This window comes from Enterobacter cloacae complex sp. FDA-CDC-AR_0132 (genome assembly GCF_003010695.1).
Lineage (GTDB): Bacteria > Pseudomonadota > Gammaproteobacteria > Enterobacterales > Enterobacteriaceae > Enterobacter > Enterobacter ludwigii.
Genome location: NZ_CP027618.1, coordinates 1,091,557 through 1,113,967, shown reverse-complemented (window position 1 = coordinate 1,113,967; position 22,411 = coordinate 1,091,557). Strand labels below are relative to the sequence as shown.

Genomic DNA, 22,411 nt, shown 5'->3' with positions numbered 1-22,411 from the left:
TCCTTTTCTGCTTACGCAGAAACGATTGGCGAAAAACCCGCTTCGGCGGGTTTTTTTTTATGGATAATGTGCAGGTTATCCACAGCATCACTGCATATATCTTCTCTTTTTCCACATTTCCAGAATCCCCTCACCACAAAGCCATCAAAATCTGGTAAACTATCATCCAATTTTCTGCCCAAATATCGGTGAATACTCGTTTTTTGTTCGATTCTTGAACAATGTGTTTTCCCTGGGATGGGCGATACAACATCTGGCTGGCCCTGTTTGGGCTGGTAGCAGTAAAAATTCTGAATATACCTGGAGGTTTTCATGGCTGTCGCTGCCAACAAACGTTCGGTAATGACGCTGTTTTCTGGTCCTACTGACATTTATAGCCATCAGGTTCGTATCGTGCTGGCCGAGAAAGGTGTCAGTTTTGAGATCGAGCATGTGGAAAAGGATAACCCGCCTCAGGATCTGATCGATCTCAACCCGAGCCAAAGCGTACCGACGCTGGTGGATCGCGAGCTGACCCTGTGGGAATCCCGTATCATTATGGAATATCTGGATGAGCGTTTCCCGCATCCACCACTGATGCCTGTTTACCCTGTTGCACGTGGTGAAAGCCGCCTGTACATGCAGCGTATCGAAAAAGACTGGTACACGCTGATGAACGTTATCGTCAACGGTTCCTCTGCTGAAGCAGACGCTGCACGTAAGCAACTGCGTGAAGAGCTGCTGGCGATTGCTCCTGTGTTTGGTCAGAAACCATTCTTCCTGAGCGATGAGTTCAGCCTGGTAGATTGCTACCTGGCGCCGTTGCTGTGGCGTCTGCCAACCCTGGGCGTAGAGTTCAGCGGTCCGGGCGCGAAAGAGCTGAAGGGCTACATGACTCGCGTATTTGAACGCGATTCTTTCCTGGCATCTTTAACTGAACCGGAACGTGAAATGCGTCTCGGCCGAGGCTAATGACTGTGGAAATGTCACAACTTACCCCACGCCGTCCGTATCTGCTGCGCGCCTTCTATGAATGGCTGCTGGATAACCAGCTCACGCCGCACCTGGTTGTGGATGTGACGTTGCCGGGCGTGCAGGTTCCTATGGAATATGCACGTGACGGGCAGATCGTACTGAACATCGCGCCGCGCGCGGTGGGTAACCTTGAACTGGCCAACGACGAAGTGCGCTTTAACGCGCGTTTCGGCGGTGTGCCGCGTCAGGTTTCTGTACCGCTGGCTGCGGTGCTGGCGATTTATGCGCGTGAAAACGGTGCAGGCACCATGTTTGAGCCGGAAGCGGCTTATGACGAGGATGTTGTCGGCCTGAATGACGAAAACGGCGCTTCGGAAAACGAAAGCGAAACGCTGATGTCGGTCATTGAGGGTGACAAGCCCGATCACAATGACGATCCTGATGACGATCCGCCGCCGCGCGGAGGCCGTCCGGCACTGCGCGTTGTGAAGTAGTAAAAGCATTTTTATCGACTATCCAGTTAGTTATTCAGACTAGCTGGATTTTTTTATGTCTTTTTATGTCAAAACGTTTAATAAAGTAAATTATATACATCCCTTCTTTTTTGCTTGCCCCCACCGTTCGGATAATTTCAAGCTATATCTCCGCTGAATATAATATGTCGTTTTAAAGCTATATACACTCTTATAAATAAATATCACTTATTGATAACGTTATTCTAAATCCATAAATTAATTTTTCTAAATTGCTTGTATTTATAAAGATTATATTATCTACGCATGCTCTCAAGCATGACGATAAACAGTATGGGGTAAATTTATTTATCCCTGCTGTATTTAATATTGCAATTACTCATATGTTAAGGAATAACAAGTGAAAAAGGTTTTACTCGCTACTGCGCTCTCTCTGTGTGTGACATCCGCTTTTGCGGCTAACCCGACTGCCGTTCTGAAAGTCAAAGGTACGCTGACTAATTCAGCCTGTACGCCTCAGTTAAGCAACGGCGGAACGGTTGACTACGGCACAGTTAGTTTGGGTGGTTTAAGCTCAACGGCAGTTAACCAGCTGGGCCAGAAAGACATCGATCTGACTATTACCTGCACCGCAGCAACAAAAGTGTCCTGGAATATGATTGACGATCGCGCTGATTCTAACGCGAAACTCACCGTTGAGAATGGCATGTTTGGTGGTGGTTCTAATTCGTCTGAAAGCCAGACTTACGGTGTAGGTAAAACAACAGGTACAACACCAGTGAACATCGGAACATACTCGCTGTTCGTTAAAACTGACAGCGTAATGGCTGACGGCGCTAAAGTTGACCCAATTTACCAGCAGAATGCTACCGGTAACTGGTCAAAGAGCACCAACGGTACAACTCAGGGCGATAACTATCGTGATTTCACCGTTGCAACTGTTGGCACCCTGGCTCCACTGGCGTTCCAGACCGCAACCTTCCCACTGGTGACCTCTCTGGCGATCCAGGATACCACCACGCTGGCGATCACTGATGACACCCAGCTTGATGGTCAGGTGACTATCAGCCTGCGTTATCTGTAAGACTTTTAATCGAGTAAACGTAATTTAATTAACCGGAGAGTAAATGCGCTGCATTTACTCTCTTTTTAACGGCGCGATAAACATGGACTGTTCTGTTGTTGCTTTCAAGGAGATATTATTATGCATTGTTTAAAATCTACTTTATTTAACACGCTGATTACTGCCGCGTTATTATCTGCCAGTGTTGCTGTACATGCAGAAGGCATGGTGCCTGAAACCAGTCTGTTAATCATTGATGAAGCGACGCACAGTGGAACGATTAACGTCAAGAATACCGATTCGCATCCTTCACTTTTATATACAAATGTCGTTGACCTGCCGGACGATATCGGTCTTAAGCTTATTGCAACGCAGCCGGTGGTACGTCTTGAGCCAGGTCAGACGCAGCAGCTGCGCTTTATTCTTCAGAACAAACAGCCATTGGATGTAGAGCATTATAAACGCGTCACATTCGACGGTATTCCGCCTAAAAACGATGATAAAAAAATAAAGATTGGCATTAACATTCGCCAGGATATCCCCGTGCTTATTCGTCCGGCATCCCTGGGAGTGGTCACTGATGCCTGGAAGTTCCTGAAGTGGTCCTCAAACGGCACGTCCGTCACCGTGAACAATCCCAGCAAATATGTGGTCCGTCTTGGGCAGAACGTGATGCTGATGCCTTCAGGTGTGAGTGCCTCTCTGTCCAAAACCTACATTCTTCCTGGCGAAACGCTAACGGCTGATATGAGTAAGAAAGTCAGCGGTGACAGCAGCGTTAAGTTTTTCCCGGCCAGCCGCTATGGCGTTGAGGTACCGAGCTTTACGTCGGAATTAAATAAATAAAATAGGGATATGACGGTGAGTAAACAAAGCCGCCTTGCACTTTGTGTCCGCGCCATTCTTTGCGGCACATTACCTCTGGTGTTACTTGATTCAACATCCGTTCTGGCGAGGGAGGTCACCTTCGACACGGGGATAATGCAAACGCTGGGGTTGAATAAAGATCTCAACCATTACTTCGCAGAAGCACCACGCTTTTTACCCGGAACCCACTCCGTTTCGGTGAAGGTAAACGGGAAAGAGCGAGGAATGGCTGCAGTTCGTTTCAACAACGATGGCATGCTTTGCTTTGATAACGATCTCATGGAGTTTGCTGGGCTGATGCCTGTGTCAATAAAGTCCGGTGAGGAGTGTCATGATATTCGGGATAACTATCCTAAAGCCGTCATCAACGCCTTGCCTAACCAGGAGGCCGTTGAACTCTATCTGCCAGCTGAAGCGGTGAACAGTCTGTCGTCGGATATCAAAAACTTCCAGCATGGCGGAACGGCGGCGCTGCTGAACTATTCATTGTTCAGCACCCATAACGACTATGGTGACAATGACAGCAGCCGCTACTCTCAGGCCAGCCTGGAAGCCGGATTCAACACGATGGACTGGGCGCTGCGCAGCCGTTATATCCTGACGGATGACGACGGTAGCCGGAATGCCGAAAGCATTTACACCTATGCAGAGCATGTCTTTACCGCGCAAAAAATGACGATGCAGGTGGGTGAAATCAACGCCATGTCCAACGTGTTGAGCGGGGTGCCGATTACCGGCGTTCAGTTTATGCCGACCAGCGGTCTGGCGAGAGCAAGCTCTGGCGTGAGCGTTTCCGGTATTGCCCAGTCTTCCCAGGCACGTGTCGAAATCCGCCAGAACGGTCAACTGGTCTTCAGTACCCTTGTGCCAGCCGGCCCCTTCACGCTGGATGACGTGCCCGTGGTTCGCAACAATGTGGATCTGGACGTCTCGGTGGTGGAATCCGACGGCGCAACTAACCGTTTCATCGTCCCGGCGTCTCAGGTAAGGGCACGCAACCTTTCACGCCCGCAGGGTCTAACCCTTTCTGTAGGTCAGGTGCGCAGCATTGACAGCGATTATAACGATCCGCTGGTGATGAACATCTCTGACGGCTGGCGTGTCTCTCCGTGGATGAATCTCCTGGCTTCAGGTGCCGCTGCGGAAAACTATCAGGCGGCAGGCGGCAGGACAGAGTTCCTGGTAAGCGATGACTGGACCCTTTCAACGGGCGCGGCAGTCAGCAATGCGAGCTTTGGTGACAGCAGCAGCGGGGTAAAAACCGAGCTGCAAAGTGATTACATTCTGAACGAGTACGTCGGTCTTTCAGGCAGTGCGACGCATTACAGCGGAGAGTATCGCGAACTGGCTGATGCGATGGACGATGATTATCAGGGATATGACAACACCTATTCCGGCAACGTTCGTTTCTCCTCCCCTCTGGCGGGGGTGTTTAGCGCAGGGTTCAACTACAACCAGACCAGCGGTGACGGTGAAGATTCACGTTACCTCTTGCTGTCATGGGGCAAGACCTTTACGTACGCGTCAGTATCCATGAACTGGCAAAGTGCGGTCGGTAATGTCGATGACGATCAGGACAATGAGATGTTCTACGTCAACGTGAGCATCCCGCTCGGCGGCAGTCAGTCCATCAGTACCTATATGCGTAAACAGGGTGATAGCACCTCCTATGGCGCGTCTAACAGCGGCTCGCTGGGAGACAATACGAACTATTACATCTCAGCCGATCGCGATCAGGATTCGAAAGACAACAGCTTCAACGGCAACATCAACACTAACCTGCGCTATACGCAACTGAGCGTGGGGGGCGGAACCAGTGGGGATAATCAGCGGAACTACAATGCGACATTGTCGGGTGGCGTGGCCATGCATAAAGAGGGTGTGACTTTCTCGCCGTATACGATTCAGGACACCTTCGCGATTGCCAGACTGAGCGAGAAGAAGAGCGGCGTTGAAATCTCCACTCCGCAAGGTACCGTCTGGACCGATCCATGGGGCCAGGCCGTGGTACCTTCACTCAACGAATGGCATAACTCCCGCATAGAAATTGATGCTAATAAGCTGCCGCAGAGTATGACGCTGGCTAACGGCACGAAATATATTGCCGCAGGCCATGCCTCGGTCAGCGAGATTGATTTCAAAGTACTCAACAGCCGCCGCGTCATGCTAAGTGTTAAGCAGGCTGACGGTCAGCCCCTGAGTAAAGGGATCTCGATTGTTGATGAGAAAGGTAACTATATCGTGACCACGGTTGATGATGGCCACGTCTTTATTAACGATGCCGATCAGCTGAGTGCGCTCTACGCGCTAGACGGTGACAATAACCGACTGTGTAAGATTGATTACACCCTGGCTGATAAGCGTGACGAAAATGCCTTCTATGAAGAAGTGAACGGAGTCTGCCGATGAACAGTCGACACTTATCGGGCTTAGTGGCCTTGCTGATGCTCGGTGTGACAGGAATAACCCATGCTGAAGATTGCCAGCTCAGTCTCTCACAGCCGGTGGTGGATTATCATGAGATGCGCCGGGATACGATCGAAACGACGCAGCAGGACTGGCATAAAATGGCCGATCGTGACATCACGGTAAATGTTTTTTGCCCTCAGTCTCAGCAGATGGCGGTGATACTGCGCGGTACAGCGGGAGATAAGGGGCGGTTTCTTTTTGGACAGTCCGGCGGTGTCGCAGTCAAAATTGACAACATGACCGTCGATGGCAAAAGTTACACCGTGGGCAAAACGGTCGATCAGCTGAATTTTACGCCGGAAAACGGTACGCCGACGCCGTTCTATCTGCGTAATAACGAGGCGGTGATTGCGCTTGAGAATAACCAGGTCCCTTCCGGCCAGCAGATGAGTTTCAACGTAACGCTCTCTCCGGTACTCAACGAAAGCGCGTTCAGCCATCTGACAGATCAAACTACGCTGGAAAGTGATTTGACCTGGAGCTTATTGACGAAGTAACCCTTCTTTTTGCGGCACCACAGAAAAGCGGAGCTGCAGGGGGAAAATCAAAGGCGGTTAACCGCATAAAAAAAGCCGGATGGTATTTGCCATCCGGCTTATTTCTTACACTTCCAGGTAGTTCAGAATACCGTCAGCGGCTTTACGGCCTTCGGCAATCGCGGTAACGACCAGGTCGGAACCGCGAACGATATCACCGCCAGCAAAGATTTTCGGGTTGCTGGTCTGGAACGCGTTTTCGTTGCCTTCCGGCGCAATAACACGACCCTGAGAGTCCAGCTCTACGCTGTGCTTCGCCAGCCACTCCATGCTGTGAGGACGGAAACCGAACGCCATTACTACGGCATCGGCCGGGATCACATGCTCGGAACCTGCCACGATCTCTGCGCGACGACGACCTTTCGCATCCGGCGCACCCATCTCAGTGCGCGCCATTTTCACGCCGCTCACTTTGCCGTTGGCATTCACTTCAATACCCAGAGGCTGGATGTTGAACTGGAATTCCACGCCCTCTTCACGCGCGTTTTTCACTTCGCGTTTAGAGCCCGGCATGTTCTCTTCGTCACGACGATAGGCGCAGATCACGTGTGCCGCATTCTGGCGAATGGAGGTACGCACGCAGTCCATCGCGGTATCACCCCCGCCCAGCACCACCACGCGTTTGCCTTCCATGCTGACATACGGCTCATCGGCGGTTTCGCCATAGCCCATGATCTGTTTGGTATTGGCAATCAGGAACGGCAGTGCGTCGAATACGCCCGGCGCATCTTCGTTTTCCAGACCACCGCGCATGGACTGATAGGTTCCCACGCCCAGGAAGACGGCGTCGTAATCCTTCAGCAGGTCGTCGAGCTGCACGTCGCGACCGACTTCCACGTTCAGTTTGAACTCAATACCCATACCGGTGAAGATTTCACGGCGGCGGGTCATGACCTCTTTTTCCAGCTTGAAGGCCGGAATACCGAAGGTCAGCAGACCGCCGATTTCCGGATGGCGGTCAAAGACCACCGCCTTCACGCCGTTACGGGTCAGAACGTCCGCACAGGCCAGGCCCGCCGGGCCCGCACCGATGATCGCCACACGCTTGTCGGTTTGCTTAACGCCGGTCATATCCGGACGCCAGCCCATTTCGAAGGCTTTATCGTTGATATAGCGTTCGATATTACCGATGGTCACCGCGCCAAATTCGTCGTTCAGCGTACAGGAACCTTCACACAGACGGTCCTGAGGACACACGCGGCCGCAGACTTCCGGCAGGGTGTTTGTCTGGTGAGACAGCTCGGCAGCTTCAAAAATACGTCCTTCGTTGGCCAGTTTCAGCCAGTTCGGGATGTAGTTATGGACCGGACATTTCCATTCGCAGTAAGGGTTACCGCAGGACAGGCAGCGGTCTGCCTGTGCTTTGGCCTGGCCTTCTGAAAACGGCTCATAGATTTCTACAAATTCAATTTTACGGATCTTCAGCGGTTTCTTTGGCGGATCAACACGCTGCAGGTCGATAAACTGGTATACGTTCTGGCTCATCTGAATTCCTTACTGCGCCTGCACACGCAGCTCTGCTGCGCTACGACTACGGTGACCCAACAGGGCTTTAACATCGCTGGACTTCGGTTTAACCAGCGCGAATTTCGCAGAGAACGCCGGCCAGTTGGCCAGGATCTCTTCGCCGCGCGAAGAACCGGTATGCTGCACGTGTTCGGTAATCAAACCGCGCAGGTGTTCTTCGTGGATAGCCAGCGTTTCAACGTCCAGCACTTCCACCAGTTCAGGGTTCACGCGTTTGCGGAACTCACCGTCTTCATCCAGGACGTAAGCAAAACCGCCCGTCATGCCTGCGCCAAAGTTCACGCCGGTTTTACCCAGGACGCACACAATCCCGCCCGTCATGTATTCACAACCGTTATCACCGATACCTTCAACCACGGTGATGGCACCGGAGTTACGTACGGCGAAACGTTCACCTGCACGACCCGCTGCAAACAGACGACCACCGGTCGCGCCGTACAGACAGGTGTTACCGATGATGCTGGCATCGCAGCTACGGAAGGCAGAACCGACCGGCGGACGCACCGCCAGCAGACCACCCGCCATGCCTTTACCGACGTAGTCGTTGGCATCACCGGTCAGATACAGTTCAACGCCGCCGGCGTTCCACACGCCGAAGCTCTGACCCGCGGTACCGCTGAAGTGTGCGGTAATCGGGTCGGCCGCCAGGCCCTGGTCACCGTGCGTTTGCGCGATGTAACCGGAAAGCGATGCACCGACAGAACGGTCAGTGTTGCGAATATCAAACCAGAACGTTTTGCTCTGCTTGTCATCCACATACGGCTTCGCTTGCTGCAGCAGCTGCGCGTTCAGCACGCCATTGTCGAACGGCGGGTTATTCTCGGTGCAGTAGACCGCTTTGCCAGGATGTGGCTCGGCAGTTTCCAGCAACTTAGACAGCTCAAGCTTCTGCTGTTTGGCTGTGAAACCTTCCAGCTCTTTGAGCAGGTCGGTACGGCCAATCAGATCCACCAGGCGTTTCACGCCCAGCTGTGCCATCAGCTCACGGGTTTCGCGGGCGATGAAATCAAAGTAGTTCGTCACTTTGAACGGCAGGCCGTGGTAATGGTTCTTACGCAGCTTCTCGTCCTGGGTTGCAACACCGGTTGCACAGTTGTTCAGGTGGCAAATACGCAGGTATTTACAGCCGAGCGCGACCATAGGGCCCGTGCCGAAACCAAAGCTTTCCGCACCCAGAATCGCCGCCTTGATGATGTCGAGGCCGGTTTTCAGGCCGCCATCCACCTGCAGACGGATCTTATGACGCAGACCGTTAGCCACCAGCGCCTGCTGGGTTTCCACCAGGCCAAGCTCCCACGGACAGCCCGCGTATTTTACGGAGGAGAGTGGGCTTGCCCCGGTACCACCGTCATAACCGGCGATGGTGATCAGGTCCGCATAGGCTTTTGCCACACCGGTCGCGATGGTGCCAACGCCCGGTTCGGAAACCAGCTTCACGGAGATCATCGCTTTCGGGTTGACCTGTTTCAGGTCGAAAATCAGCTGCGCCAGATCCTCGATAGAATAAATATCGTGATGCGGTGGCGGAGAAATCAGCGTCACACCCGGTACGGAGTAGCGTAATTTGGCGATATACGGCGTGACTTTATCACCCGGTAACTGGCCGCCTTCGCCCGGTTTTGCACCCTGAGCGACTTTAATCTGAATCACGTCGGCGTTAACCAGATACGCTGGCGTGACGCCAAAGCGACCGGATGCAACCTGCTTGATACGTGAGACTTTGTTGGTGCCATAACGGGCAGGGTCTTCACCACCTTCACCGGAGTTTGAATTGCCGCCGATGCTGTTCATCGCTTCAGCCAGCGCTTCGTGAGCTTCCGGGCTGAGCGCACCGATGGACATTGCCGCGGTGTCAAAGCGTTTAAACAGTTCAGTGGCAGGCTCAACGTCGTCAATGCTGACGGCTTCATCACCCGGGTTCAGCGCCAGCAGGTCGCGCAGCGTCGCCGCCGGACGGCTGTTCACCAGTTCAGCATACTGCTGGTAATCGCTGTACTCGCCGCTCTGAACGGCCTGTTGCAGCGTACGCACCACGTCCGGGTTATAAGCGTGATATTCACCGCCGTGGACATACTTCAGCAGACCACCTTGATCCAGCGGCTTACGTGCCAGCCAGGCGCGTTTCGACAGGTTCATCAGATCCTGCTGGAAGTCAGCGAATCCGGCACCGCCGATACGGCTGATAACACCCTGGAAGCAAAGTGTCGCCACGTCGTCATGCAGACCGACCGCTTCAAACAGCTTCGAGCAGCGGTAGGAGGCGATGGTCGAGATGCCCATTTTGGACATGATTTTGTACAGGCCTTTGTTGATGCCGTTACGGTAGTTCAGCATCACCGTGCGGTAATCTTTGTCGATAGCACGGGTATCCACGAGACGCGCCAGCGTTTCGTAGGCCAGGTACGGGTAAATAGCCGTCGCACCAAAGCCTAACAGCACGGCAAAGTGGTGCGGATCGCGGGCGCTGGCGGTTTCAACAATGATGTTGGCGTCGCAGCGCAGGCTCTTATCGACCAGACGCGTCTGGATAGCACCTACCGCCATTGGGGCCGGTACCGGCAGACGGTTTTTCGCAATATTGCGGTCAGAGAGCACCAGCAGAACGGTACCGTTACGCACCATCTGTTCCGCTTTGTCACACAGCGCATTCACCGTCTCTTCGAGGGTCGCTTCGGTCACGTCGAAAGTGATATCGAGCGTGTCGGCGCGGTAGTGATCCTCTTTCAGGGTGGTGAGCTGTTTGAAATCAGAGTACAGCAGGATCGGCGATTTAAAGGTCAGGCGGTGCGCCTGGCCTTCAGCTTCGCAGAAGACGTTCATCTCGCGACCGATGCTGGTGGCCAGTGACATCACGTGTGCTTCACGCAGCGGATCGATTGGCGGGTTGGTCACCTGCGCAAACTGCTGACGGAAGTAATCATAAATGATGCGTGGCTGGCTGGAGAGCACGGCAAACGGGGTATCGTCACCCATGGAGCCGACCGCTTCCTGGCCATTTTCACCGAGTACGCGGATCACGGAATCCAGCTCTTCGGCGCTGTAGTTAAACTGTTTCTGGAAGCTGGCGAGCGTATCGTCGTCCAGCTCACGACTGCCCACTTCTTCATCCGGCAGATCTTCGAATGGCACCAGGCGACGAACGTTTTTCTCCATCCACTCTTTGTACGGATGGCGGCTCTTCAGATCGTTATCGGTTTCAGCAGAGTGCAGAATGCGCCCACCGCGGGTGTCGATAACCATCAGCTCGCCCGGGCCAACGCGGCCTTTCTCAACCACTTCGTCAGGCTGGTAATCCCAGATACCGACTTCAGAGGCGCAGGTGATGAGCTTATCTTTGGTGATGACGTAGCGTGCCGGACGCAGACCGTTACGGTCCAGGTTACAGGCAGCAAAGCGACCGTCGGACATAACGATGCCCGCCGGGCCATCCCACGGCTCCATGTGCATGGAGTTAAAGTCGAAGAACGCGCGCAGCTCTGGATCCATATCAGGGTTGTTCTGCCATGCCGGTGGCACGAGCAGACGCATGGCGCGCACGATATCCATACCGCCTGCCAGCAGCAGCTCCAGCATGTTATCCATGGAGCTGGAGTCAGAGCCGGTTTCGTTAACGAACGGCGCGGCATCGTGCAGGTCAGGGATCAGTGGCGTCTGGAACTTATAGGTACGAGCACGCGCCCACTGGCGGTTACCGGTAATGGTATTGATCTCGCCGTTGTGCGCCAGGTAGCGGAACGGCTGTGCCAGCGGCCAGCGAGGGACGGTGTTGGTGGAGAAGCGCTGGTGGAAGAGGCAGATGGCCGATTCCAGACGCAGGTCCGCCAGGTCCAGGTAGAAGCGCGGCAGGTCAGCCGGCATACACAGACCTTTATAGATGTTCACCAGGTTAGAGAGGCTACAGACGTAGAACTCTTTGTCGTCCTGGAGACGTTTTTCAATGCGACGACGGGCGATAAACAGACGGCGTTCCATATCACGCGGACGCCAGCCCGCAGGGGCATTAACAAAAATCTGTTCAATTCGAGGCAGCGAGGAGAGGGCGATTTCACCGAGTACCCCTTCGTTGGTTGGCACATCGCGCCAGCCAACAATAGACAGGGTTTCACGTTGAAGTTCTTCTTCGACGATGCGGCGTGAGGCGGCAGCTTTTTCAGGATCCTGATTCAGGAACAGCATACCGACAGCGTAGTTTTTGGCTAAACGCCAGCCGCGCTCTTCCGCAACGATACGGAAGAAACGATCCGGTTTTTGCAGCAGCAGACCGCAACCGTCGCCGGTTTTACCATCAGCAAGGATGGCACCACGGTGCTGCATGCGGGCCAGTGCGTGAATAGCAGTACGCACTACCTTGTGGCTAGGTTCGCCTTCTATGTGGGCGATCAGGCCGAAACCACAGTTATCCTTCTCAAGGGATTTATCGTACAACATATCAGTGAACCTCCCCAGGCTCGTCGGGCTTCCCACTGAACCGTGGCGCACAGGCACAGAAAGAGCATGGCGACGGGGTTTGCGTTTCATACGCGTACCTCGCATTCGCCCTCTTTTTCATCCTTTCGCGCAGGTAAACAAGTTTGAGGACTTGCTTCAGAGGGAATCTCAATTACTGCATAAATATGATGAGCAGGCTGCTCATCCAGAAAGCTTCCAGCGGATTTCCAACTTATCGGGAATTGGTACACAGGTCAAATGGCAATCTTATTTATACAAAAATGTGCTAAAGAGCTATTAACTATTTGTATATAAAAGAAATTCAACTCTATTTACAACGTTTGTAAGCTGTGGTGAGACGCAGCGGAGTGTGATCTGACTCACTATATGAAAGCGGTATTATCGATGTAGCGTGCTGAATAGCCGTTTTTTAGCAGAATAATTCTCTATGATGAAATGCAAACCCGCATAAAGTCACTGTTTTTCAGTGCTGGCGCTATAAGTGAAAAAAACAATCAGAACATAAGGAAAAGTAATCATAATCGGCATGAATGAAATTGCAGTAATCCTGAGTATTTATTCATAGAGATAAAGGCCGTCCAGGGCGATTGATCCAGGTCATCGCCGACAGAGGCTAAAAATGGCAGGCTTGTCCCCTTTCTTTGGGACGGTCTATCAGATTATGCAGTTACAGAAATTAGTCAACATGTTTGGTGGGGATCTTTTGCAGCGTTATGGGCAAAAGGTTCACAAGCTGACGCTGCATGGCGGTTTTAGCTGCCCGAACCGTGACGGGACGATCGGGCGCGGGGGCTGTACTTTCTGTAATGTGGCGTCTTTTGCTGACGAAGCGCAGCAGCATCGTTCCATCGTCGAACAGCTGTCCCATCAGGCGAGTCTGGTCAACCGTGCGAAACAGTATCTGGCCTATTTCCAGGCCTACACCAGCACATGGGCGGAAGTACAGGTCTTGCGCTCCATGTATCAGCAGGCGGTAAGTCAGGCCAGTATCGTAGGGCTGTGTGTGGGCACCCGCCCGGACTGCGTGCCGGAAGCGGTACTGGACCTGCTCAGCGAGTACAAGGAGCAGGGGTATGAGATCTGGCTGGAGCTGGGCCTGCAAAGTGCGCACGACAAAACTCTGCACCGCATCAACCGTGGACATGATTTCGCCTGTTACCAGCGCACCACACGTCTCGCGCGTGAGCGTGGGCTAAAGGTGTGCTCGCACCTGATTGTCGGCCTGCCAGGCGAAGGGCAGCAGCACGGTCTTGAGACGCTGGAAAAGGTGGTCGAGACCGGTGTAGACGGAATTAAGCTGCATCCACTGCACATCGTAAAGGGCAGTATCATGGCCAAAGCCTGGGAAGCCGGGCGCTTAACCGGTATTGAGCTTGACGCGTATACGATGACGGCGGGGGAGATGATTCGGCACACCCCGCCGGAGATTGTCTACCACCGCATCTCCGCCAGCGCCCGCCGTCCAACGCTTCTTGCACCGCTCTGGTGTGAGAACCGCTGGACGGGGATGGTGGAAATCGACCGTTATCTGCAAGAGCACGGCGTACAGGGATCGGCGCTTGGTCGCCCCTGGGTTCCCCGCTTACCGGCGGCGACCGCCTAACAGGCTCCCCAGCATGCCGCGTACAATCTGATTCGTGACCTGACGCGCTGCACTTTTCGCCATGGTCTGCACGACGCCATCGCGTTTGCCGCCGCGTGGTCCGGTTGTACCAAACAGGATATCCTTAAGCCCGCCCAGGATGCCGTCGTCCACGGCAACAGACTGGCCTTTGGCGGTAGGCGCGTCCTGGGATTCGGTGGTGGCCTGTACCCCTTTTTGCAGCATCTCGAATGCCGACTCGCGATCCACGTCGTCCTCATACTTACCATACAGCGGGGAGCGGTTAATCAGGCCGTTGCGTTCATCGTCCGTCACGGGTCCCATCCGGGAGCAAGGGGCAATCACCATTGCGCGTTCCACAACGGACGGGCTGCCTTTTGCATCCAGGAAAGAGATAAGCGCTTCACCGGTGCCCAACGCCTGGATGGCCGCTTCGGTATCAAATGCCGGGTTCGCTCGCATGGTTTGTGCGGCGGCTTTGACGGCCTTCTGATCTTTCGGTGTAAAGGCGCGCAGGGCATGCTGTACGCGGTTGCCGAGCTGTCCCAGCACGTTGTCAGGAATATCGGACGGGTTTTGCGAAACAAACCAGACGCCGACGCCTTTAGAGCGGATCAGGCGGATCACCTGTTCAATCTTATCCAGCAGAACCTGTGGCGCATCGTTAAACAGCAGGTGCGCCTCGTCGAAGAAGAAGACCAGCTTGGGTTTGTCGAGATCGCCGGCTTCAGGTAACTGCTCGTACAGTTCAGAGAGCATCCACAGCAGGCTGGCGGCGTAGAGCTTCGGCATCTGGTAGAGCTTCTCTGAGCTCAGAATATTGATGATGCCTTTCCCGTTGCTGTCGGTGCGCATCCAGTCCTTGATATCCAGCATCGGCTCGCCAAAGAAATGTTCGGCACCCTGTTGCTCCAGGGTCAGTAACCCGCGCTGGATGGCCCCGACTGAGGCGCTGCTGATATTACCGTACTGGTTCTGGAACGATTTGGCGTTATCACCGATGTACTGGGTAATGGCCCGCAGATCTTTGAAATCAAGCAGCAGCAGACCCTGGTCGTCGGCAATACGGAAGATGATGTTCAGCACACCGGACTGCACATCGTTGAGGTTGAGCAGACGAGCCAGCAGCAGCGGACCGAGATCGGAGACGGTTGCACGTACAGGGTGACCTTTCTCACCAAAAATATCCCATAACACGACCGGATTGTTGTGCGGTGTCCAGTCCGTGATGCCGATATTTTTGAGTCGGTCGAGCAGTTTTTCGGACGGAGTGCCTTCCTGAGCCACACCGGTTAAATCGCCTTTTACATCGGCCATAAAGACCGGTACGCCGATCTCTGAAAGCGACTCTGCCAGCTTCTGCAGGGTCACGGTTTTCCCCGTCCCGGTGGCCCCGGTGATGAGACCGTGGCGGTTGGCCATCGCGGACAGTAAAAACAGCTCTTTGTCCAGCGTGCGGGCAATTAACAATGGTGTACTCATAATGCGCTTCCTCTCTTAGTCCTCGGTCGAGTATAGGCAACCTGACGGCAAAATGGCTGAGTAAATTGCTGACTTTGCGGCGCATTATCCAGCGCGGACTATGCTTTTGCATACGGTTCACAAAATTTTGGAAAACTATGTCCAGATTCTTCTTTAACGATCGCAAACAGCTGGTCAACGACGCCATCGAAGGCATACTGATTTCGGCACCACACGCTAATCTCGTCAAACTTGATATCGATCCGGCCATTCGGGTGGTGGCGCGCAGCGACTGGGATAAAAGCCGGGTGGCGGTTATTTCAGGCGGTGGCTCTGGTCATGAACCTGCACACGCCGGGTTTGTCGGCAAAGGGATGCTCACAGCAGCGGTGTGCGGGGATCTTTTTGCTTCGCCGAGCGTTGATGCGGTGCTGAACGCCATTGTGGCGGTAACGGGCGATCGGGGTTGTCTGCTGATCGTGAAAAATTACACCGGCGACCGGCTTAATTTCGGCCTGGCGGCAGAAAAAGCCAAGCGCTATGGCCTGAAGGTCGAGATGGTCATTGTCGCCGATGATATTGCCCTGCCGGATAACAAGCAGCCGCGCGGTATCGCCGGTACGGCACTGGTTCATAAAATCGCGGGCTATGCGGCAGAGCACGGCAAATCACTGACCGAGGTGCGCGATATCGCGCAGCAGGCTTGCGATAATCTCTGGAGCCTGGGCGTGGCAATGCAAACCTGTAACCTGCCGGGCAGTGATGAAGAAGAGGGGCGGATCAAGCAGGGGCACGTGGAGCTGGGGCTTGGGATCCACGGGGAGCCTGGTGCCTCGGTTGTCGATACGCAAAACAGCAAAGCCATCATCGACACGCTGGTCGAGCCGCTCAAAGCGCAGGCCGGTAACGGGCGTTTTGCGGTGCTTATCAATAACCTCGGCGGCGTGTCGGCGCTGGAGATGGCGTTGCTCACCAAAGAGCTGGCCCACTCGGCGCTGAAAGAGAATATCGCTTATCTGATTGGTCCGGCACCGCTGGTGAGTGCCCTGGATATGAAAGGCTTTTCGCTGACGTTGCTGAAGCTTAACGATCTGTTCGAAAAAGCTCTCCATGAAGAGGTGGAGACGTTGGGCTGGCAGAAGCCGGTGGCGTTTGCGCCGCTGCGCGTGCAGGAACATAGCGCGATCCATGACCGCGTGGAATATACCGCCTCGGACAATCCACGGGTCGCAGAGATCGTCTCCACGGTCACGCAGACGCTGATCCAGCTGGAAAACCGCCTCAATGCGCTGGATGCCAAAGTGGGTGATGGCGATACGGGCTCTACCTTTGCGCAAGGGGCGCGGGATATTGCGCAGCGTCTGGAGAAGAAACAGCTTCCGCTAAATGATGTGTCGACGCTGTTGCTGCTGGTTGGCGAGCGACTGGCAACGGTTATGGGGGGCTCAAGCGGTGTGCTGATGTCGATCTTCTTTACCGCTGCCGGGCAGACGTTGCACGACGGTCAGCCGTTGCCGGAAGCGCTCTTAAGCGGGCTGGCGCAGATGAAGCAGTATGGTGGGGCAGATCTTGGCGATCGCACCTTGATCGATGCCCTGCAACCGGCGCTGGAGGCATTGCAGAAAGGCGACCTTCAGGCTGCTGCGCAGGCTGCGAACGCGGGCGCTGAGGCGACAGCGAATATGGTGAAAGCGGGTGCCGGACGTTCGTCGTATGTCAACAAAGAGAACCTGGAGGGGGTGACCGACCCGGGGGCCGTGGCGGTGGCAGAGGTGTTCAAGGCAATGACCGCAGCAAAACGGTAGCGTTTTGAGTATTCCACCCTCTCCCGACGGGAGAGGGTGGCGATGCGTGCAATCAGGCCGCACGCATCCCGCGCGTTCACATCAAAAATCCGCTTTCAACACCACGCGATAACGAGCTTTACCGTCACGCACATGCTGGATAGCTTCGTTGATCTTAGACATCGGATACAGTTCGGTGGTGGGCGCCACTTTAGTGCGCCCGGCAAACTTCATCAGTTTGCGCAATTCGAACGGCGTACCGGTTGCGGAACCGGAGACGCTGCGATCCCCCCCGATCAGCGTAAACGCAGGCACCGGCAGCGGCTTCATCACCGCACCGACGGTGTGGAAGTTACCGCCGTGGGCCAGCGCTTCAAAGTACGGTTGCCAGTCGAGATCGACGTTAACGGTATTGATGATCAGATCAAACTGACCTGCCAGCGATTTGAGCGCTTGCGGATCGCGGCTGTTGACTACCTTATCCGCACCCATCGCCAGCACTTCTTTCTCTTTGGCCGGGTTCGAGCTAAACGCCGTGACTTCACAGCCCATCGCATGCAGCAGTTTAATTGCGATATGGCCCAGACCACCAATCCCGATGACACCCACACGGCTGGTGGCGGTGACATGATGCATCAGCAGCGGTTTGAATACGGTGATACCGCCGCACAGAAGCGGACCGGCAGATTCGATATCAATGCTGTCCGGCAGGGGAATAACCCATTGCCAGTCGGCACGCAGTTTATCGGCGAAACCGCCTTTGTTCAGAATGGTAGGGACTGCGCCTTCGAGGCAGTTGATTTGGTTACCGCTGATACAGGCATCGCAGTGACCACAGCTGCGCGCCGTCCAGCCAATACCCACGCGCTGGCCGACCTTAAGACCTTTGTCCTGTGCGGCGCTACCGAGCGCCACAACGCGGCCAATGACTTCGTGGCCGGCAATCAGTGGATACTGTGAGAAGCCCCATTCATTGTCGATCATGGAGAGATCGGAGTGGCAGATCCCGCAGTAATCAACCTGCACTTCGACGTCTTCTGCTTTTAGGTCGCCCGCATCGTATTCGTACAGCTCAAGTTCTGCACCCGCCTGCGGTGCGGCGTAGCTTTTTATCTTCGACATCGTGTTTCCCCCGTTATGGTGTGAACTGAGAGTGTAGAGCATTCAGTTTACAGTCGCTTAACAGAAGAGGGCAGGAATGCCCTTTACAGAGTTTTCAGCATCCTGACTTCGCAATCGACGTGGCCGGTACAGCCCAGCGGCGCATCAATATGCGTAAAGCCCAGATGTTCATACAGGCCAATGGCCTCTTTGAGGAAGGCGGTTGTTTCCAGGTAACAGCGTTTAAAGCCCTGAGTACGCGCATGTTCAAGGGCGATAAGCGCCAGCTTTTTCGCCAGCCCTTGCCCGCGTACTGATGGCAGGAAATACATTTTTTGCAGTTCGCAGATATCCGGCTCGCTGCAGCTTAAAGGCGCCACGCCACCGCCGCCCACGACCTTGCCGTTCTGCTCAATAACCCAATAGGCGTAGCCCGGCTGGCTGTACAGCTGAAACAGCTCATCCAGATTCGAGTCGGCAACGGTATAACCTTTGTCGGCGGTCAGGCCATACTCAGCGGAAACCGTTCGGATAACGGCGGCAATAGCCGGGTTATCCTGCTCAGTGATCCGACGCATCGTCGTCGCGACGGGGGTAATCACGCTCATAGTCTTACTCATTACAAAAATTGACACACAACTGCTGTTAATAGCACCGCAGTAAAGGGAGCGCAAGCGAGGAGTTTTCAGGAAGGATACCCCTTACGCCCTGAAGCGTAAGGGGTAAAAGCATTACAGGGCTGCAATAACCGCCTGCTGCTCGATCAGTTTGGTCTTAGCATCGGCGAAGGCAACCAGACGCTCACGTTCTTTCGCGATAACCGCTTCCGGCGCGCGGGCAACAAAGCCTTCATTCGCCAGTTTGCTTTCGATTTTGCCAATTTCCACATCGACCTTAGCCACTTCTTTTGCCAGGCGAGCCAGCTCAGCGTCTTTGTCGATAAGACCTGCCATCGGGATCAGCAGCTCGGCGCCGTCGATGATTTTGGTCACGGATACCGGACCTTTGTCATCCGCAGGCAGCACGGTGATGCTTTCCAGACGCGCCATGGTTTTCAGGAAGGTGTTGTTCTCGGTGACACGGCGAACAGCAGCCTCACTGCAACCGCGCAGCAGCAGCTCCAGAGGTTTACCCGGGGCGATGTTCATTTCGGCACGGATATTACGTACCGCCACGATCGCCTGTTTCAGCCATTCGGTATCGGCTGACGCCGCTTCATCGGCCTTCGCTGCATCGAATTCCGGGAACGGCTGCAGCATGATGGTGTCGGCGTTGATGCCGGCAATCACTTTCACACGCTGCCAGATGGTTTCGGTGATGAATGGAATAATCGGGTGCGCCAGACGCAGCAGACCTTCCAGAACGGTAATCAGCGTGTTGCGCGTACCGCGCAGTTCCGCTTCAGAACCGCCGTTCATTACCGGTTTTGCCAGCTCAAGGTACCAGTCACAGAACTGGTTCCAGGTGAATTCATACAGAATGCCCGCCGCGATATCGAAGCGGTAGCTGTCCAGCGCTTCGCGGAAGGCTTTCACCGTCTGGTTGAACTCTGCCAGGATCCAGCGATCGGCCAGAGACAGGGTCATCTCGCCGCCGTTGAAGCCGCAATCCTGATCTTCGGTGTTCATCAGCACGAAGCGGCTGGCGTTCCACAGCTTGTTACAGAAGTTACGGTAACCTTCCAGGCGCTTCATGTCCCAGTTGATGTCACGACCGGTTGAAGCCAGTGCCGCCAGAGTGAAACGCAGGGCATCAGTACCGTGAGGTTCGATCCCATTCGGGAACTGTTTCTCAGTACGCTTGCGGATCTTCTCCGCCAGCTGCGGTTGCATCATGTTGCCGGTACGTTTTTCCAGCAGCTCTTCGAGGGAGATACCGTCAACCATGTCCAGCGGGTCGATAACGTTACCCTTGGACTTGGACATCTTCTGGCCTTCGTCGTCACGAATCAGACCGGTCATGTAGACGGTATGGAACGGAACCTGTGGCTTGCCGTTTTCATCTTTGATGAAGTGCATGGTCATCATGATCATGCGGGCGATCCAGAAGAAGATGATGTCGAAGCCGGACACCATCACGCTGGTTGGGTGGAACTGACGCAGCGCGTCGGTGTTCTCCGGCCAGCCCAGCGTGGAGAAGGTCCACAGTGCGGAGGAGAACCAGGTGTCCAGTACGTCTTCGTCCTGACGCAGGGCGACATCGGCACTCAGGTTGTTTTCCTGACGAACTTCATCTTCGCTGCGGCCAACATAGACGTTGCCTTCACTGTCGTACCAGGCCGGGATACGGTGGCCCCACCACAGCTGACGGGAGATACACCAGTCCTGAATATCACGCATCCAGGAGAAGTACATGTTTTCATACTGCTTCGGCACGAACTGGATGTCGCCGTTCTCGACCGCTTCAACAGCCGGTTTCGCCAGCACGTCGGCGCGCACGTACCACTGGTCGGTCAGCATTGGCTCGATAACAACACCACCACGGTCGCCGTACGGCACGGTCAGATCGTGAGGTTTGATCTCTTCCAGCAGGCCGAGTGCATCCACTGCAGCGACAATCGCTTTACGCGCGGCAAAACGTTCCATTTTCTGGAATTCAGCCGGAATGTCGCTGGAGTAAACGTCGGATTCGTTACCTTTGGTGTCATACACTTCCGCGCTTTCACGGATATCACCGTCGAACGTCAGAATGTTGATCATTGGCAGGGCGTGACGACGGCCCACTTCGTAGTCGTTGAAGTCGTGTGCCGGGGTGATTTTCACACAGCCGGTGCCTTTTTCCATGTCGGCGTGTTCATCGCCCACAACGGGAATGCGGCGGTTAACCAGCGGCAGCACCACGAATTTGCCAATCAGATCTTTATAACGCGGATCTTCCGGGTTAACGGCCACGCCGGTATCGCCCAGCAGGGTTTCCGGACGGGTGGTCGCTACCACCAGGTAATCTTTACCGTCTGCCGTTTTAGCACCGTCGGCCAGCGGATAGCGGATATGCCACATGGAGCCTTTAGACTCACGGTTTTCCACTTCCAGGTCGGAGATAGCGGTGCGCAGTTTAGGGTCCCAGTTTACCAGGCGCTTGCCACGGTAAATCAGGTCTTCTTTGTACAGACGGACAAACACTTCTTTAACGGCGTTGGAAAGGCCTTCGTCCATGGTGAAGCGCTCGCGCTCCCAGTCCACGGAGTTGCCAAGACGGCGCATCTGACGGGTGATGGTACCGCCGGACTCTGCTTTCCACTGCCAGATTTTATCGATGAACGCGTCGCGACCGTAGTCGTGGCGGGTTTTACCTTCTTCAGCGGCAATTTTACGCTCAACCACCATCTGGGTCGCGATACCCGCGTGGTCAGTCCCCGCCTGCCACAGGGTGTTTTTGCCCTGCATGCGCTGGTAGCGGATCATGGTATCCATGATGGTCTGCTGGAAGGCATGACCCATATGCAAACTGCCGGTGACGTTCGGCGGTGGGATCATGATGCAGAAGGACTCTTTGCTTTCATCGCCGTTAGGCTTGAAATAGCCCTGCTGTTCCCAGTGCTCGTAAAGCGGCTGTTCGATATCGCGTGGGTTATATGTCTTTTCCATTATTTCCAGGTTGCCGTATTCAGGTTAAAACCAGCCAGGCGGTACGCTTTATAGCGTTCGCGCGCCAGTTGTTTCAAAGATTCTTCGTAAGGGACAAAGTCTACCACTTCTGTGAAAGCGGTGGCAAAATCTGCAAAATCTATCCGCAGGCTAATCAGAATATCGCGCGCGCTGCTGTTGCGCTTTTGCGGCCAGGCAATCTCTACCGGTGCGCCGCCACGAGGGCCTTCGCCAGACAGATTATGCGGAACAAAACTCTCCGGCGGGCGTGCCCAGAGTGCTTCGTCAAGGCGGATGGCCTGCTGCTCATCTTCGCAGGCAATCAGAACGCGTTTACCTGCGCGCCAACGTTCTGCGGCAATTTCACACACCAGCTGTTCAACTGCGCTGAGGCCGTCCTGATGGGTGTCGTTGTCCAGAAGGTAGAACGTTGCATTCTTCATATATGGGGCTTCTTGTTGTGGATTTAAATGCAAGGCCGGGCTGACCCGGCCTACAAACGGCATCTTTCCGTAGGCCCGGTAAGCGTAGCGCTAC

16 protein-coding genes are annotated in these 22,411 nt (G+C 54.5%); 8 read left to right on the top strand and 8 right to left on the bottom strand.

Annotation, left to right across the window (positions count from 1 at the left end; all coding sequences use genetic code 11):
* Positions 1 to 11: 11 nt before the first annotated feature.
* Positions 12 to 314, bottom strand: a complete 303-nt coding sequence (locus AM379_RS24080; protein WP_148296959.1) for a hypothetical protein — start codon at positions 312 to 314, stop codon at positions 12 to 14.
* On the opposite strand from AM379_RS24080, the gene sspA reads away from it, so the two are divergent.
* The 6 genes from sspA to AM379_RS05350 all read left to right on the top strand — a co-directional run bounded on the left by sspA (position 313) and on the right by AM379_RS05350 (position 6,323).
* On the top strand, positions 313 to 951 hold the full coding sequence (gene sspA / locus AM379_RS05375) for a stringent starvation protein SspA (RefSeq protein ID WP_025202909.1): 639 nt from the start codon (positions 313 to 315) through the stop codon (positions 949 to 951). The genes AM379_RS24080 and sspA overlap by 2 nt on opposite strands.
* A gap of 5 nt (positions 952 to 956) precedes the next feature.
* Entirely contained in the window at positions 957 to 1,448 is a 492-nt protein-coding gene (sspB, locus tag AM379_RS05370) for a ClpXP protease specificity-enhancing factor (RefSeq protein ID WP_025202910.1), read from the top strand.
* Positions 1,449 to 1,827: 379 nt separating this feature from the next.
* A complete protein-coding gene (locus tag AM379_RS05365) occupies positions 1,828 to 2,511 on the top strand; it encodes a DUF1120 domain-containing protein (protein ID WP_020883513.1) in 684 nt (227 codons plus the stop codon).
* A gap of 120 nt (positions 2,512 to 2,631) precedes the next feature.
* Entirely contained in the window at positions 2,632 to 3,336 is a 705-nt protein-coding gene (locus tag AM379_RS05360) for a fimbria/pilus chaperone family protein (protein WP_106503526.1), read from the top strand.
* Positions 3,337 to 3,345: 9 nt separating this feature from the next.
* Positions 3,346 to 5,766 carry a fimbrial biogenesis usher protein gene (locus tag AM379_RS05355; RefSeq protein ID WP_106503525.1) on the top strand — a complete coding sequence of 807 codons (2,421 nt, stop codon included), beginning with the start codon at positions 3,346 to 3,348 and terminating at the stop codon, positions 5,764 to 5,766.
* Positions 5,763 to 6,323, top strand: a complete 561-nt coding sequence (locus AM379_RS05350) for a membrane protein (RefSeq protein WP_014171836.1) — start codon at positions 5,763 to 5,765, stop codon at positions 6,321 to 6,323. Before AM379_RS05355 ends, AM379_RS05350 begins: the two co-directional genes overlap by 4 nt.
* A gap of 105 nt (positions 6,324 to 6,428) precedes the next feature.
* Here the strand turns inward: AM379_RS05350 and AM379_RS05345 are convergent, their stop codons facing one another.
* Together AM379_RS05345 and gltB are read right to left on the bottom strand one after the other, a co-directional pair.
* Positions 6,429 to 7,847, bottom strand: coding sequence for a glutamate synthase small subunit (locus AM379_RS05345; protein WP_014171835.1), 1,419 nt, complete (start codon positions 7,845 to 7,847; stop codon positions 6,429 to 6,431).
* 9 nt (positions 7,848 to 7,856) lie between these two features.
* A complete protein-coding gene (gene gltB, locus AM379_RS05340; protein ID WP_032679060.1) occupies positions 7,857 to 12,317 on the bottom strand; it encodes a glutamate synthase large subunit in 4,461 nt (1,486 codons plus the stop codon).
* A 682-nt stretch (positions 12,318 to 12,999) separates the two neighbouring features.
* Between gltB and AM379_RS05335 the strand changes: the two genes are divergently transcribed.
* A complete protein-coding gene (locus AM379_RS05335; protein ID WP_106504349.1) occupies positions 13,000 to 13,941 on the top strand; it encodes a TIGR01212 family radical SAM protein in 942 nt (313 codons plus the stop codon).
* On the opposite strand, the gene AM379_RS05330 is transcribed toward AM379_RS05335, so the two are convergent.
* Complete coding sequence (locus AM379_RS05330; RefSeq protein WP_032679058.1) at positions 13,921 to 15,423, bottom strand: helicase HerA-like C-terminal domain-containing protein; 1,503 nt, start codon at positions 15,421 to 15,423, stop codon at positions 13,921 to 13,923. The genes AM379_RS05335 and AM379_RS05330 overlap by 21 nt on opposite strands.
* Before the next feature lie 137 nt (positions 15,424 to 15,560).
* Here AM379_RS05330 and AM379_RS05325 point away from each other — a divergent pair, with 137 nt between their 5' ends.
* The gene (locus AM379_RS05325; protein ID WP_032679056.1) at positions 15,561 to 17,207 is read left to right on the top strand and encodes a glycerone kinase; all 1,647 of its coding nucleotides are present in this window, start codon (positions 15,561 to 15,563) and stop codon (positions 17,205 to 17,207) included.
* Between the two features lie 81 nt (positions 17,208 to 17,288).
* On the opposite strand, the gene ahr is transcribed toward AM379_RS05325, so the two are convergent.
* The 4 genes from ahr to holC all read right to left on the bottom strand — a co-directional run bounded on the left by ahr (position 17,289) and on the right by holC (position 22,317).
* Complete coding sequence (gene ahr, locus AM379_RS05320) at positions 17,289 to 18,308, bottom strand: NADPH-dependent aldehyde reductase Ahr (RefSeq protein WP_020883520.1); 1,020 nt, start codon at positions 18,306 to 18,308, stop codon at positions 17,289 to 17,291.
* A gap of 83 nt (positions 18,309 to 18,391) precedes the next feature.
* Positions 18,392 to 18,895, bottom strand: coding sequence for a GNAT family N-acetyltransferase (locus AM379_RS05315; protein ID WP_106503524.1), 504 nt, complete (start codon positions 18,893 to 18,895; stop codon positions 18,392 to 18,394).
* A gap of 123 nt (positions 18,896 to 19,018) precedes the next feature.
* Positions 19,019 to 21,874 carry a valine--tRNA ligase gene (locus AM379_RS05310; RefSeq protein WP_032679054.1) on the bottom strand — a complete coding sequence of 952 codons (2,856 nt, stop codon included), beginning with the start codon at positions 21,872 to 21,874 and terminating at the stop codon, positions 19,019 to 19,021.
* Positions 21,874 to 22,317, bottom strand: coding sequence for a DNA polymerase III subunit chi (gene holC / locus AM379_RS05305; protein WP_008502815.1), 444 nt, complete (start codon positions 22,315 to 22,317; stop codon positions 21,874 to 21,876). The genes AM379_RS05310 and holC overlap by 1 nt, the downstream gene beginning before the upstream one ends.
* Between the last annotated feature and the right edge of the window lie 94 nt (positions 22,318 to 22,411).

Excerpts from the sequence above, each read along its gene's own strand:
- sspA (WP_025202909.1), top strand. The coding sequence starts at position 313 with ATGGCTGTCGCTGCCAACAAACGTTCGGTAATGACGCTGTTTTCTGGT.
- AM379_RS24080 (WP_148296959.1), bottom strand. The coding sequence starts at position 314 with ATGAAAACCTCCAGGTATATTCAGAATTTTTACTGCTACCAGCCCAAA.
- AM379_RS05360 (WP_106503526.1), top strand. The coding sequence starts at position 2,632 with ATGCATTGTTTAAAATCTACTTTATTTAACACGCTGATTACTGCCGCG.
- AM379_RS05355 (WP_106503525.1), top strand. The coding sequence starts at position 3,346 with ATGACGGTGAGTAAACAAAGCCGCCTTGCACTTTGTGTCCGCGCCATT.
- AM379_RS05350 (WP_014171836.1), top strand. The coding sequence starts at position 5,763 with ATGAACAGTCGACACTTATCGGGCTTAGTGGCCTTGCTGATGCTCGGT.
- AM379_RS05345 (WP_014171835.1), bottom strand. The coding sequence starts at position 7,847 with ATGAGCCAGAACGTATACCAGTTTATCGACCTGCAGCGTGTTGATCCG.
- gltB (WP_032679060.1), bottom strand. The coding sequence starts at position 12,317 with ATGTTGTACGATAAATCCCTTGAGAAGGATAACTGTGGTTTCGGCCTG.
- AM379_RS05335 (WP_106504349.1), top strand. The coding sequence starts at position 13,000 with ATGCAGTTACAGAAATTAGTCAACATGTTTGGTGGGGATCTTTTGCAG.
- AM379_RS05330 (WP_032679058.1), bottom strand. The coding sequence starts at position 15,423 with ATGAGTACACCATTGTTAATTGCCCGCACGCTGGACAAAGAGCTGTTT.
- AM379_RS05325 (WP_032679056.1), top strand. The coding sequence starts at position 15,561 with ATGTCCAGATTCTTCTTTAACGATCGCAAACAGCTGGTCAACGACGCC.
- ahr (WP_020883520.1), bottom strand. The coding sequence starts at position 18,308 with ATGTCGAAGATAAAAAGCTACGCCGCACCGCAGGCGGGTGCAGAACTT.
- AM379_RS05315 (WP_106503524.1), bottom strand. The coding sequence starts at position 18,895 with ATGAGCGTGATTACCCCCGTCGCGACGACGATGCGTCGGATCACTGAG.
- AM379_RS05310 (WP_032679054.1), bottom strand. The coding sequence starts at position 21,874 with ATGGAAAAGACATATAACCCACGCGATATCGAACAGCCGCTTTACGAG.
- holC (WP_008502815.1), bottom strand. The coding sequence starts at position 22,317 with ATGAAGAATGCAACGTTCTACCTTCTGGACAACGACACCCATCAGGAC.